This window comes from Nocardia sp. CA-135953 (assembly GCF_050955735.1).
Taxonomy (GTDB): Bacteria; Actinomycetota; Actinomycetes; order Mycobacteriales; family Mycobacteriaceae; genus Nocardia.
The window spans coordinates 5,389,842-5,402,746 of sequence record NZ_CP192082.1; the positions used below are offsets into that span (position 1 = coordinate 5,389,842).

Genomic DNA, 12,905 nt, shown 5'->3' on the forward strand with positions numbered 1-12,905 from the left:
CAGCGACCTCAGCTGGCAGCTCTTCGCCGAGTTCGATGCCGTGGTGTGCCCCATCACGCCCACGCCCGCCCACCCGCACAACCACGACGGGGGTCTGGAGGATCGGCACATCGACATCGACGGTGTCGAGTACCCGTACTTCGACCAGCTCGTCTGGGCCGGTGTGGCGACCATGCCCGGCCTGCCCGCCACCGCCATACCTGCGGGCCGGTCCCCCGAGGGCCTGCCGGTGGGAGTGCAGCTCATCGGTCCGATGTTCGAGGACCACACCCCGCTGAGTTCGTGCTCAAACCTGGGATCGGTAGGAGGCGCGCACGGCGTCTACTTGCCCCATGACATCTTCTCAACCTCCCACGAACCAACCACAGCCCACCGGCTTGGACAAAAAGACCAGCGCCATCCTGTCCTACGCACTGGGATGGCTCACCGGAATCATCTTCCTATTCGTCGGAAAGAACGATCCCGACGTGAAATTCCATGCCTCGCAATCGATCATCTTCTTCGGAGCGATCTCGATACTCAATATCGTCCTGAGCATCCTCGCCTCACTCCTGGGAGCCCTGGGGATCATCTTCAGCCTCGCCGGACTCGCAGTCGCGGTCTTCGCGATCGTCGTCTGGATCATGGCCATGCTCCAGGCGAACAACACCGGCGGTGCCCGCGCAGAGCTACCCATCATCGGAAAATTCACCACCCCCTACGCCGACCAGCTGGCCAACTCGATCAAGTAACGGCATATTCCCGCTAGATTTCCTAATCGACAACGCTGTCGGCACCCCTACCGGCAGCCAGATGCGACAGTCCGAAGATCAACGGCCCGAGGCAATCTCGGGCCGTTGACATCCGCGCGGAATATGCGGAATGGAGGGCATCTGAGTCGACACCTGCTCTGAGTTTCCGCCGTAAGTGCGAGCCCTAGAACGGTCGCGGCACGAAGCGGGTGCATTCGGCAGGCAGGCGGACGCCTGCGGTGCGGAGTTGGGCGATTCGGGTGAGATAGGCGGCGCCCAGCATCATTTGGTCGGCGATATCGGCTGAGTGGCGGTTGTCGAGGGCGGCGAGGTAGGTTCCGGCGACCCAATTGTTGAAGCCGCCCATGGCGGGGCCGCACCAGATCTGGTAGTCGGCGGTGCGGTCGGCTTCGCCGCGGATGCTCCAGCCGGAGGACAACCCGAGATACCACCGGAATACCAAGGCCATCTTGCGTTTTGGATCTTCGTCCGCGCCGACCAACTGTCCGGGGTCGCGTTCGGTGAAGTAGGTGACGCAGTCCTGCCATATTGTTTCCAGCGGCCGCCGGAACAGGGTTGCCTCGAGATCGCGGCGTAGGTCGGCGGGGATATCGTCCAATCCGGCGTATGCGCGGTAGGTGTCGTACAAGCGCTGGGCGCGGGCGGCGAACATGGTGCCTCGGCGCAGGACCTGGACCTGCACACCGAGTTCGAACATGTCGGAGGACGGCGACATGGTGCAGTCGGCGAAATCTGCTCGGGCCAGTAGCTGTTTGGTTGTTTCGCATTGGGCCGCCTCACGGGTGGCCTGATTGATCGAACCGGTCACTACATAGGCGGCACCCAGTGCGAAGGCGGCGGCCGCAGCGGCGGGTGTGCCGATACCGCCTGCGGCACCGATCCGTACCGCTGCCGCTGCGGGCACGGTGGTGGCAATCCGATCGCGCGCGGCGACCAGTTCCGGGAACAGCACGAGCAGTGGCCTGCGGTCGGTGTGGCCGCCGGAATCGGCTTCCGCGGTGATGTCGTCGGCCATCGGCACGTGCTCGGCCAGGCGGGCCTGTTCCGGCGTCAGATCACCGGATTCGACCAGTCGGCGGAGCAGAGCGATAGGTGCCGGTCGCAGGAAGGGTTCGGCGACCTCGACTCGGGACACCTTGGCTATCAGGCGATTGCGCACCTCGATCTGGCCGTGCCGATCGATGCCGAGGCCCGCCGCCCGGTATCGCACGACCTCGGTGGTCAGGCCCATGAATGCCGACGCCTCTACGCAGCGCACGCGGTGGCGCAGGCAGGAATCGACGATCGCGCGTTCCAGCGCCGGCTCCGACGGACTGTGAATCAAGTTGCAGGCGAAGGGCTTTTCCAGCGAACTGAGTTCGGCCAGCGCCGCATCCACGGCCGGGGGCGTCACCCCGGCCGCACCATACGATGCCAGGTAGCCCGCACGCGCCATCGCCGCAACCAAGGCCGGAGCGGCGATGCCATTGGCCATCGCACCTGCCGCGTAGGCCGCCCGCACGCCGTGCGTCGCGTGGAACTGTTTGTCCCCGAGCGACTCCGGCGGCAGCGGCGCCACCGCAGTGAGCACCTTCGATCGTGCCGCGACCGCCGCATCCGAGGTAGCGCCCACCCGGCCGTCGTGCCGCACGATCCAGCACGGTTGCCGCACATCCAGTAGTACGGCCGTGATGTCGTCGGCGGTCTCCGCGACGACGGTGGTTGTCGATGCGGTCACGGCCGCTCCTCTCGCTCACCGAGTTCGATTGCCAGGTCGACCAGTTCGTAGATGCGCAGACCCGGTTTCCACAGCGAACCGTCCGCGATGACGGTGACACCGTTCGCGCCCCGGCGGATTTCCTTGATATGGGCCTCCAACCGCACCGTTCCATCGGTCGGCAGGAATTGGCCGCGGTAGCGCCAGCTGAAGGCGATATCGCTAGGGATGCGGAAGACCGGATCGCCGATGGTGTCGGCGAATCCGGCGTCGAGCATCCACTCCTGGACGGCGTGGATGACCGACTCCACTCCGAGCGATCCCGGGATCACCGGGTCCAGGTAGAAGTGGCGGGCGAAATACCAGTCCGACGCGTCGATTTCGCGCAGCGAATGCAGATATCCCGCGCTGTATTTTCCGCCGCCGTCGACCACGTCGATCCGGTCGATCAGTGCCAGCGTGCGGCGGGCACACAGCCGGGCATTCGGATCCGCTCGGCGACCGACGACATCGATGGTGCGGGTGGCTTGTGGATGCTCGTCCAGCCAGGTCGGGACGGACCGTCCGGCGTCGAGGCCGGTCTGGTTCGCCAGTGCTTCGTCGCTGAAGTACCCGAACATGGTCTCGCCGGTGTAGAAGGGTGCACCGTCCACGCTCAGCGTGTAGTCGAAATTCTGCAGTGACGAGCCGGGCAGGATCGTCGTCGACAGCAGGCGCGAGGTCTGCTCGATCGTCTTGTCCCGCAGATCTACCTGGCGCAGAACGGTTGCGGTGCCGCCGAGGTTGCGCAGGCTCAGGGTGACACCCGGCTGGGTGAGGGTGGGACCGGCGTAGTAGCCCATCAGCAGTGCCGCCTGCAGCGAGGTCTCCATGTACACGAAATGCGGCATGGATTCGTTGGCGGTATCGCCGTAGTACCAGGAATCGGCAGGTGAATCGTATTCGGTGCGGTACGTCGCGCCATCCAATTTGCCACGGGCACCGTCGAATTCGAGGACACGGTCGACCAGGAGCAGCCCGCCCGTCGGCAGGCGGGTGGCTCGGACGCCGGTGTATTCCGCGAATTCGGGGCCCATGGCGATGGCCTGATCGCCGCGGGCGAGATGGGTCATGTGGAATTCGTTGAGCAGTAGGCCAGGTACGGCGGCACCTGGGCCGACGCCCGCGCCCGTCGGTTCGGCCACCGTCACGGTGACCTGCAGCGGAGCAGTACCCGCGATGGTCGCGATGCCGGTGACATGCGGTCGGGGCACCAGGTCGATTTCCGAGACTACGAATTCGACTGTGCCAGTTCTGCTTTCGGTCGTCCCCGGCTCACTCACCAGCGTGCTCCGCGAGAGGCACAGCTGTATGCCGGTGAACAGTGCGAATACCTCCGCCGCCTGTACTGCGGCCGCTCGGGTATCGCCGTCGAAATGCGCGACCAAGCGACCGTTTCCGGTCCCACCGCGCAATTCGATGGCTACGACCTCGGTGAGCACCAACAGGCCCGCCGCCGCGAGTCGCGCCACGGATTCGACGCCGGCGCGCCGATATCCGAATACGCCGGCGGCATCGCCGTCGGTGAGGCGTGTCAGCGCTGCTCTATCGAGGCTGGTGCGGGTGGTGCGGACCAGCGGCTTGAATGTCCACTCCGGTGCGGCGATGATGCGTTCGCTCGAAGTGGACGAGCCGCTGTGGCCCTGGTCCGCCGCCGGGACCTGGTGCACCGTCCGCTGCCAGATCGCCAGTTGCAGTGCGACCTGGGCGCTCAGCGCTGCGCGGTGGGCGGCGACAACACCCGAACGGATCTCGGTGAGCGGACCCGGGGTTTGCGTACGTGCCTGCGCTGCGGCCGTCGAGATTGCGACTTCCCGCACCGCAGGCAGTTCATGCGCCCTCGGCGTTTCATTGCCCGCAGGCGTTTGATGCGTGGCCTGGCCTTGGTGCACCTCCCGGCTCTCGCGGACGGCAGAGCTTTCGCGTACTGCCGGGCTCTCGTGCGTCGCCGCCGACGTGCCCCGGACGGCAGCAGTGCCGACCGGATCGAACGGCACTCCGTCGAACTCGATAACCGTCATGCCAGCCACCCCCGCACGGAAGCCTGGAATTTCGCGGTCAGATCCGGTGTCGTCACCACGGTGACATCCGAGAAGCGTTGCAGCACTGTCCCATCCGATGTGGTTGCGGTGGCGTCGATCCGGACATCGAAGCTGCTGGCCCGCGGGTTGTCCACGGTGAGCAGGAACGGCTCGTCCGTCGGCAGCTGTCGGTAGTAGTCCACGCGGCCGACGCCCAGTGGCAGACAGGCCGCCCCGAGGAGTCGGTAGCCGAGCACCGGCGGTCCCTGCAGGATCAAGTCGGCGAGGACCGGGTCGTGCAGGCGACCGGCGTAGGCGCCGTCGGCCACCCGCGCGGCGGGCAAGGCGCAATCGAATACGATCGCCTCGTCCGATGCCGCCAATACCGTGCGCAGGCCCTGCAGGGCGGGCGCGTGGAACTGGATGGCATCGCGGTAGATATTCGCGTCGCTGACCGATCCGGTCGGGATCGACCTGGTCGGCGGCTGATCGGCTCCGGCAGCCAGCAGCAGCGTCGCCCGGAAATGCAGCGCATCGTCACTGCGGACAGTCGCCTCGACGAACGCAAGGCCATCGACCGACTCGCCGGGGACGAGTTCGAGCTCGAGCTCGTCTACCGGATGATCGAACACGATTCCCTTGAGGACCTGGAAATCCCTGGCACCGACGACCATTCGGCCGGGCAGGCTGCGCTCGGCCAGATTCACCATCGCACCGAGGCCGAATGTGGCTGGAAGCACGATATGTTCGCCGATTCGGTGCGCCTGGATGATCGGATCATCGGTGAGCCCGGTGATGATCCGCCGGGCCTGCGTCGCGGGTGGAGCGACTGTCGTATCACCCGTGAGACTTTCGGCTGGACCGATCAGTACCACCGCGTCGGCGTGCCGGTCCGCAGTGAACTGTTCGGTGAAGGCCGCCGCACCGGTCTCGGGATCCAGCAGGGCGATGCCACGAGCGTGGAAATGCTCACGCAGTTCGGGCGTCACCATGCCGCCGTCCCAGGCACCCCAGTCGATCGCGGTGACGTGGCAGTCGGGATGGCGGCGCCGATAGCTCACCGCGAATCGAGACAGTGCCTCGTTCGCGGCGGCGTAGTCGGCCTGACCCGCGTTGCCGAACAGTCCGGCCACCGAGGTGAACAGCACCAGATGCCGTAGTTCGCCGAGTGCGGCCAGCACGGTGGCCAGCCCGGAGATCTTGGGATCCAGTACCCGCTCGATGGATTCGGCCGTTTTGTCGGTGAGCATGGAGTCCGCCAGCACACCTGCCCCGTGCACGACGCCGGTTATGGTGTCGCGCCACGGTGCGAGTGCGGTGCGCACCGCCGCTTCGTCGGTCGCGTCGACGGCCAGATACTCTGCCCGCGAACCCAATTCGGTCAGCGTTTCGCTGATTTCGCGGCTGGCCCTTACCTGGGCGCACGCACGCTCGATATCGCGCGGCTTTGCTCCGGTACCGGCGAGTGCGCGCACCGCGGCGGCCTTGAGCTCGGTATCGGAAACGCCTGCGGCCCAGTCCGGTTCAGGCGCCGACTCGGAGCGACCGAGGAGCACGAAGCTTGCCTCGCTCCGCTGTGCCAGCGCCCGGACGCACGTGGCGGTGACGCCACGCGCACCGCCCGTGACAAGCAGAACATCCTGTGCCGTAAGCACACTCGGCCGCTGCTCGTGACGCACGATGCTGACCGAACGGGCAGGCGCATGCGCACTGGGCACCAGCGTCCTGCGCTGCTCCGCCGTATCGATCCCGACCTCGAGCGCGTCACGTGCGCCATCGTGCAACTCCGCGGTGACCAGCTCGGCCAGTCGCACCGGTGTGATTTCCGGGTCGAAATCGAGTGCCCGGCAGAACAGCGCGGGCTGTTCGGCCGCGAGGGTTTTCACGACGCCGCCGACCCCACCGAGCAAGGCGGTGATCGGACCCGCCGTGCCGAGGAAGCCGAGGTGACCGTCGAGCCGGGTCACCGTGACGAACGCCGCCCGACCATCGGCCTTCGCCAGCCGCGGCACCGCATGACCGGCGGTCAGCACGGCCGCGCCGAGCCACCGCTGCGCGGCCTCCCAATCGGCGAACTCACAGCTCAGCACCGCGAGGCAGACATCGACGGAATCGAGATCCGACAGGCCTGCCGAATCCGTCCGATGCACCGACCAACCCTGCTCGGTGAGCACCGATTCGATGGCGGCGCAGTCGGCATCCGCTTGACCGGTGAGGTCGATCAATGCGACCGCACCGCCCTCGCGATACGGAGCGACGGCCCGGTCCGGCGACGGCAGAGTGATCAGTTCGACGGCGTACCGCGGCGTTTCGGCCGCGGCCTCAGCTTTTGGGTGGACATCACCGCCCACCGACGTCGCGAGCTCGTCGACGATCTGATCCACTGTGCGTAGTGTGCCGAGCTGCTCCGGACCGAGGCTGGGTAAGTCCGGAAACCGTTCCTGGAGTGCGCCGATCACCTGAACTCGCTTGATCGAGTCGACGCCGAGGTCGGCCTCCAGATCCATCGACGGATCCACCATTTCGACCGGATAACCGGTCTTCTCGGCGACGACTTCCCGTAAAGCGATCCGCAGGTCGTCACCCGTCGGTGCGGCCGCCGAGGTGGTTCCGGCACCAGCCGTGGGTGCCGCTGCAGCAGCAGTTCCGGCAGCACCCGCGGGTACAGGAGCTCCGGCACCAATCGCAGTCATCCCGGCAGTTCCGGCAACCGCAAGTCCGGTCGCCCCAGCAGTTCCAGGCGCAGCGGCAGTTCCAGGCGCAGCGGCAGTTCCAGGCGCAGCGGCAGGCACGCCCGGCCCCTCCGCGGCCGCCCCACCCGCACCCAGCAAATTCGCGATCTGATCGAGCGTGCGCAGCGTCCCCAACTGCTCCGGCCCGAGGTTCGGCAGCTGCGGAAAAAGCTCCTGCAGCGCACCGATCACCTGAACCCGCTTGATCGAATCCACGCCGAGATCGGCCTCGAGATCCATCGACGGATCCACCATCTCAACCGGATACCCGGTCTTCTCGGCGACGACCTCCCGCAACGCGCTCAGCAGTGCGTCGGTGGATGCCTGAGAGCTGGATGCCGCGGACTCCGTAGCCGCCACGCCGCCATTGGCCTGGAACTCGGGAGCAGCGGCAACGCCACCGTTGAACTGGGCGGCGGCGCAAGTGCCACCGTTGAACTCCGGAGTGACCGGTCCACCATTGGTGGAGATCCCCGAATGCGTCGCGGTTTCGGCAGCACCAGAGGTACCGACGCCTCCGGAAGCCAACGGCCGACGCTCAGGCGCCGACTCGATCGCGGTCTGCCGAGTGGACTCCACCCGCCGCGTCGCCGTCGTCCGCGCAACAGGCGCGAAGCCTCCCTCCAGCTCGGCCAACTGCCCGAGCACTTCACTTGCCCGCGAATGACTTTCACTGATCGCCACACCGTGGTCCTTCACGGCTTCGATCGCCCGCACGGTCGCCTCGTCGAGCGATCCGTTGCCGAGCGCCCCGGCCAGGTTACGGGCCATATCCAGCTGGCCGTCGAGGAACTGACGGTGGGTCTGTAGGTGCTGCACGAGCGCACTGCCGAGTGCGTCCGAGCCCGAGTCGTAGGGCTGATACACGGTCGTCTCCGTTGGTTCGGCGAAAGTTGCTGCCACGGGCAGCGTTTCAGGCTGAGGATCGACGACGGTGTCGACAGGAGTTGGCGCGGCGACACTGACGCGATAGCCGTCGTCGAGTGCGGCCGCATACGCCGCACGCCGGCTCGCGGGCACGTACTCGGGCGCCGAAATCGTCACGGTCATCGCACGATTCGCGGTGCGCGAAGCGGGCAGAGGCGCGGCGTGCCGGTTGATGCCGTGCAGGCCGAAGCCGAGCACGGCCAGCCGCACCGCCGCCCGTCCCAGCGCGAGATCGCTATTTCCGATAGGCCCGGAATCCGTGGGAATGGCGATGACGTCGTCACCGAGGGTGCGCCGCACCAATGAGGTCAGCACCTGCTTCGGCCCGAATTCCACGAATACCGTGCAGCCGTCCGCACGCATCGCGGTCAGCGCGGCGACGAATTCGACCGGCTTACTGAGCTGTCCGGTGAGCAGCGCGCGATTGGCCGCGACATCATCGCCATAGCGGGCGTCGGGGGTATTCGCATACACCGGCGCGTCGGGCGCACCGATCGTCACCGCCGCGGTCGCGTCGGCGAATGCGTCCACCGCATGCGCCACATAGGGCGTGTGGAACGCACCGGACACCGGCAGTGCCCGAGTGGCCACCCCACGCGAACCGGCCCGCTCGACCACGGCGGCGATCCCCGCCGGCCCGCCGCCGACAACGACCTGATCGGGCGCATTGTGGTTGCAGATCCACACATCGTCGACACCGGCGAGCAGTTCCTCGGCGATCTCCCTCGACGCGCCGAGCGCCACCATGGTCCCGGCCTCGACACCGGCTGCCGGCGTCATCGCCGCACCGCGCGCCCGGGCCAGGGCGAAGAAGTCCTCGGTGCCGACCGCGCCGGAGGCCCACAGCGCGGTGAGTTCACCGAAGCTGTGGCCCAGATATCCGTTCGCACGGAACCCGCACTCCGCCAGCGCCCTGAACTGTCCCGACGACAGCGCGCCGATCGCGGGCTGTGCGAATTCGGTTCGGCGCAAGGACTTTTCCTGCTCCGACGAGGTCTCTTCGTCGAAGGCGGGCGGCGGGAACACCACTGAAGACAGCCGCACCGGCGCGCCGGTGAATGCGACATTGGCCGCATCGAAGGCCGCGCCGACCGCCGGATTGCTCAGTGCCGCATCCGCTCCCATATCGACGTACTGACTGCCCTGCCCGGCGAACAGCGCACCGATCTTGCGCTCCGGCAATGCCGCCGCCCGGAAGTACACGCCCTCCGGGTGATCCCAGGCCACGGCCTCGGGATTGCGCACCAGTTCGTCCACCGCGAGCGCCCGCAGGTGCGCGGCATTCTCATCGTCGACCGAGACGAATCCGATGCGCGCGTGGTCCTCCGGAATATCGCCGCCGTCGACGCCATCCACGCTGCGGACCGCATCCACCAGCCCGGCCACATCGGGCGCGTGCCACAGATGCGCCTGCGCGGTGCGATGCAGTATCGGCTCGGTGCGACCGGAGTCGGCCTCCTCCAACACGACATGGAAGTTGGTGCCGCCGAACCCGAATGCCGAGGCCGCCGCCCGGCGCACCGGACGCTGCGGATCTAGGATCCACGGCCGCGTCCGAGTATTCACGTAATAGGGCGCGTCGTCCGGCGCGATCTCCGCATTGGGCGCGTCCACATTGATGGTGCCCGGCAACACCTTCTGGTGCAGTGCGAGCGCCAGTTTCATGACCGATGCGGTGCCCGCGGCACCTTTGGTATGCCCGATCTGCGACTTCACACTGCCCAGCGCCGCGAAGCGCGACTCCGAAGTCGCATCGGACAACAGCGATTTCAGCGCGGTGAGCTCGGTCTTGTCGCCGACCGGCGTACCGGTCGCATGCGCCTCGATGAGCGCGACATCCGCCGGTGAGCAATCGGCGTCGGCATAGGCCCGATCGAGGGCGACCCGCTGCCCGCCCGCCCGCGGCGCGTAGATGCTCTTCGCCCGGCCGTCACTGGAGGAACCCAGGCCGCGGATGACGGCATAGATCCGATTGCCATCGCGACGTGCGTCTTCCAGCCGGCGCAGGGCGAGCATAGTGATGCCCTCACCCAGCAAAGTGCCGTTCGCATCGGAGGAGAACGGGCTGATCTGTCCGTCCGCCGACAGCGCCCCAACCTTGCTGAAGCACATGTAGATGAAGATGGTGTTCTCGGTATCCACACCGCCGGTGATCATCATGTCGGCCCGGCCGTCCTGCAGTTCGGCGATGGCCGTCCGCAGTGCGGCAAGCGATGCCGCACACGCCGCGTCGACGGTGCAGTTGATACCGCCGAGGCCGAGTCGATTGGCGACCCGGCCCGCGGTGATATTGGCCAGCAGACCCGGGAACGAATTCGCTTCCCACGGTGCGAACGCCGCGACGAACTTATCGGCGATCGCATCGGCGTCGCTGTCGGAGAGGCCGACCGAGCGCGCCGCCTCCTTCAACACCGGTGTCGAAAGTCGTGCCGCCAGCGGATGCATCAGCGGTACAGGCCCGGTGGTGCCGAGCACGACGCCGGTCTTGCCCGGGTCGTACCAGGCCGAATCGACCGCGCCCGCATCGATCAGCAGATCGCGCGCCACACCGAGGCTGAGTGTCTGCATGGTGCTGGTGACTTCGAGCTGATTGGGCGGCAGCCCGAATTCCAGCGGGTCGAAGTCGATATCGGGCAGGAACGCGCCGCGACGCGAGTAGGTCTTATCAGGCGCGTCCTGATCGGCGTCGAAGTAATCGTCGAGGCTCCAGCGCGATGCGGGCACCTCGGTGGTGCAGTCCACGCCGTCGACGATGTTCTGCCAATACTCTCGATGGTTGTGCGCGTTGGGCAGCAGCCCGGACATCCCGACAATAGCGATCGGGTTGCGCGCCAGGCGTCTGTCGTCTGTCACGAAAGTTCCTCTCGAACCGGGTGGAAAATCAGGCGGCGACGGTCGTCGCGGTACGCGACGCGATGAGTTCGGCCGCATCCGCGGCGAACATGTGATGACCGAGCGAGCTCGGGTGCAGACCATCGGCGGTCCACACCTCGGGCCGCTCCCACTCGGTCTGGGCGGCGATATCCAACAGCAGGGTGCCGGTTTCGGCGGTGACGGCGGCCAGCACTATATTTGCGAAGTCGAACCGCTCCCGCAGCAGTGCACGGAAGCCGTCCGGCACCGGCAGCCGGGCCGGGATGTCGGGGTAGCTTGCCGTGAAAACCGTTGCGCCAGTGCTACATAACGTGCCGAAGAGGGTTCCGAGGTTGCGCTCGAAACGATCCGGGTCGAAGTCACTGACCAGATCGTTCACGCCGACGACGACACCGAAGAGGCCGGATCGCGCCGAAACCGCCCGGCGCAGTTGCTGTTCGAGCACAATGCTGGTCGTGGCCCCGTGCACACCGAAGTTGCGCACGGCGGCGGGCCGCAGGCCGAGCTGGCCGCCCAATCGGGGCACCCAGCCGCGGTAGCCGCCACCGGCCGCGGCGTCACCGCGACCCTCGACGAAGCTGTCCCCCAACGCGGTTAGGCCGGGGCCGTTCATGCCGTCACCCCGTCATTGGTGACATGCCGCGCGTCGACCGGAAAGTCGACCTTCTCGTACAGCTCGGTGAGCTCCTGCTCGCCGAAGTACTTGTCCGGCGAGTAGATTCCGGCGATCAGCCCGAAGAACTTCTTCGAGTAGTCCTCGTCATAGCTGGTCGCACGGAATACCGAGTCGTAGTACGGCGTCAGCGAGAGCTCCGAAATACTCTGTGTCAGTTCGTAAGTGCTCGCGCTCTGGGCATCGCGCTCCACCTGGTACTCGGCCAGTGCCTCGTCGAGTGGCCGGGCGCCGGACAGGCCCGCGTCGACCAGATCGGCCAGCAGCTGGGCGTACTTGAAGGCGTCGGTGATGCCCCAGCCGGTGAACGGATCCTTGTGGTAACCGGCGTCTCCCACCAGTGCCCAACCGGGCCCGTAGGAGCGGCGACGGTAGTTGTCCGGGTAGAGCATGGGCCGGAACTGCTCGACACGCTTACCCGTATCCCGCAGGCGCGCACCGATTTCCGGGTCGATCTGGTCAACGATCTCCTGCACACCGGCATCCGGATCGGTGCGGAAATCGCGGAACCGGTCGCGCTTGCGCATCACTGCGACCAGCGCGAGTCCGTCGTTGGTCGGCCACGACGCGAACTGCTGCTCACCGAATCCGGTGCGGTGCTGCATACCCCAGTCGACGCCCTCGTAGTACGAGTAGTAGACGAAGCACGCCGCCGGGGAGCCCTCGTACACCTCGGTGCCGACCGCCTTCGCCACGGTCGAATTCGATCCGTCGGCACCGATCACCAGACCGGCACGGAACTCCTGTTCCGCACCGTCGCGGACGCGCCCGCGAATGCCGACCACCCGATCCTCGTCGAACACCAGCTCGGTGACGGAGAATCCGTGGATCACCTCGACGCCCGCGTTGCCTGCCGCGTCGACCAGGATCTTGTCCAGCACGGTGCGGCGCGGGCAGTACACGGCGTCGATGCCGTCGGCCGCGACATCGGCGAAGCCCTTGATGACGATGTCGGTGTAGGAGAAGTTCAGGTGCCGGATGGGCGGGCAGCCGGAGGCCACCACCTCGTCCAGCAGACCCCACGACTTCAGCATTCCGAGTCCGGCCTGGTGAATGTAGTGGGTCGAGGGGGTGTCGCTCGGGAAGGTGGCGCGGTCCACGGCAAGGACCCGGTAACCCTTCCTGGCGAGCAGCATGGCCAGCGGGGAACCCGCAACCCGAGTTCCGACAACGATGACGTCGTACATGTTC

6 protein-coding genes and 1 pseudogene are annotated in these 12,905 nt (G+C 66.8%); 2 read left to right on the plus strand and 5 right to left on the minus strand.

What is annotated here, in order from left to right:
* Window positions 1–28 precede the first annotated feature (28 nt).
* Window positions 29–259, plus strand: a pseudogene (locus ACQPXH_RS24850) (amidase family protein); the annotation flags it as partial.
* Window positions 260–377: 118 nt separating this feature from the next.
* Complete coding sequence (locus ACQPXH_RS24855) at window positions 378–731, plus strand: DUF4870 domain-containing protein (RefSeq protein WP_433598905.1); 354 nt, start codon at window positions 378–380, stop codon at window positions 729–731.
* A gap of 184 nt (window positions 732–915) precedes the next feature.
* On the opposite strand, the gene ACQPXH_RS24860 is transcribed toward ACQPXH_RS24855, so the two are convergent.
* The 5 genes from ACQPXH_RS24860 to ACQPXH_RS24880 are packed head-to-tail and all read right to left on the minus strand — an operon-like array spanning window position 916 to window position 12,901.
* Window positions 916–2,469: a PfaD family polyunsaturated fatty acid/polyketide biosynthesis protein gene (locus ACQPXH_RS24860; protein WP_433598906.1), complete on the minus strand. Its 1,554-nt coding sequence runs from the start codon at window positions 2,467–2,469 to the stop codon at window positions 916–918.
* Window positions 2,466–4,508: a beta-hydroxydecanoyl-ACP dehydratase gene (locus ACQPXH_RS24865; protein WP_433598908.1), complete on the minus strand. Its 2,043-nt coding sequence runs from the start codon at window positions 4,506–4,508 to the stop codon at window positions 2,466–2,468. The genes ACQPXH_RS24860 and ACQPXH_RS24865 overlap by 4 nt, the downstream gene beginning before the upstream one ends.
* Window positions 4,505–11,020, minus strand: coding sequence for an SDR family NAD(P)-dependent oxidoreductase (locus ACQPXH_RS24870; RefSeq protein WP_433598909.1), 6,516 nt, complete (start codon window positions 11,018–11,020; stop codon window positions 4,505–4,507). Before ACQPXH_RS24870 ends, ACQPXH_RS24865 begins: the two co-directional genes overlap by 4 nt.
* 28 nt (window positions 11,021–11,048) lie before the next feature.
* The gene (locus ACQPXH_RS24875; RefSeq protein ID WP_433598910.1) at window positions 11,049–11,654 is read right to left on the minus strand and encodes an SGNH/GDSL hydrolase family protein; all 606 of its coding nucleotides are present in this window, start codon (window positions 11,652–11,654) and stop codon (window positions 11,049–11,051) included.
* Window positions 11,651–12,901, minus strand: a complete 1,251-nt coding sequence (locus ACQPXH_RS24880; RefSeq protein WP_433598911.1) for an NAD(P)/FAD-dependent oxidoreductase — start codon at window positions 12,899–12,901, stop codon at window positions 11,651–11,653. Before ACQPXH_RS24880 ends, ACQPXH_RS24875 begins: the two co-directional genes overlap by 4 nt.
* Between the last annotated feature and the right edge of the window lie 4 nt (window positions 12,902–12,905).

What these genes read in the sequence shown, in the direction of transcription:
- ACQPXH_RS24875 (WP_433598910.1), bottom strand. Translation starts at nt 11,654, where the DNA reads ATGAACGGCCCCGGCCTAACCGCGTTGGGGGACAGCTTCGTCGAGGGT.
- ACQPXH_RS24865 (WP_433598908.1), bottom strand. Translation starts at nt 4,508, where the DNA reads ATGACGGTTATCGAGTTCGACGGAGTGCCGTTCGATCCGGTCGGCACT.
- ACQPXH_RS24880 (WP_433598911.1), bottom strand. Translation starts at nt 12,901, where the DNA reads ATGTACGACGTCATCGTTGTCGGAACTCGGGTTGCGGGTTCCCCGCTG.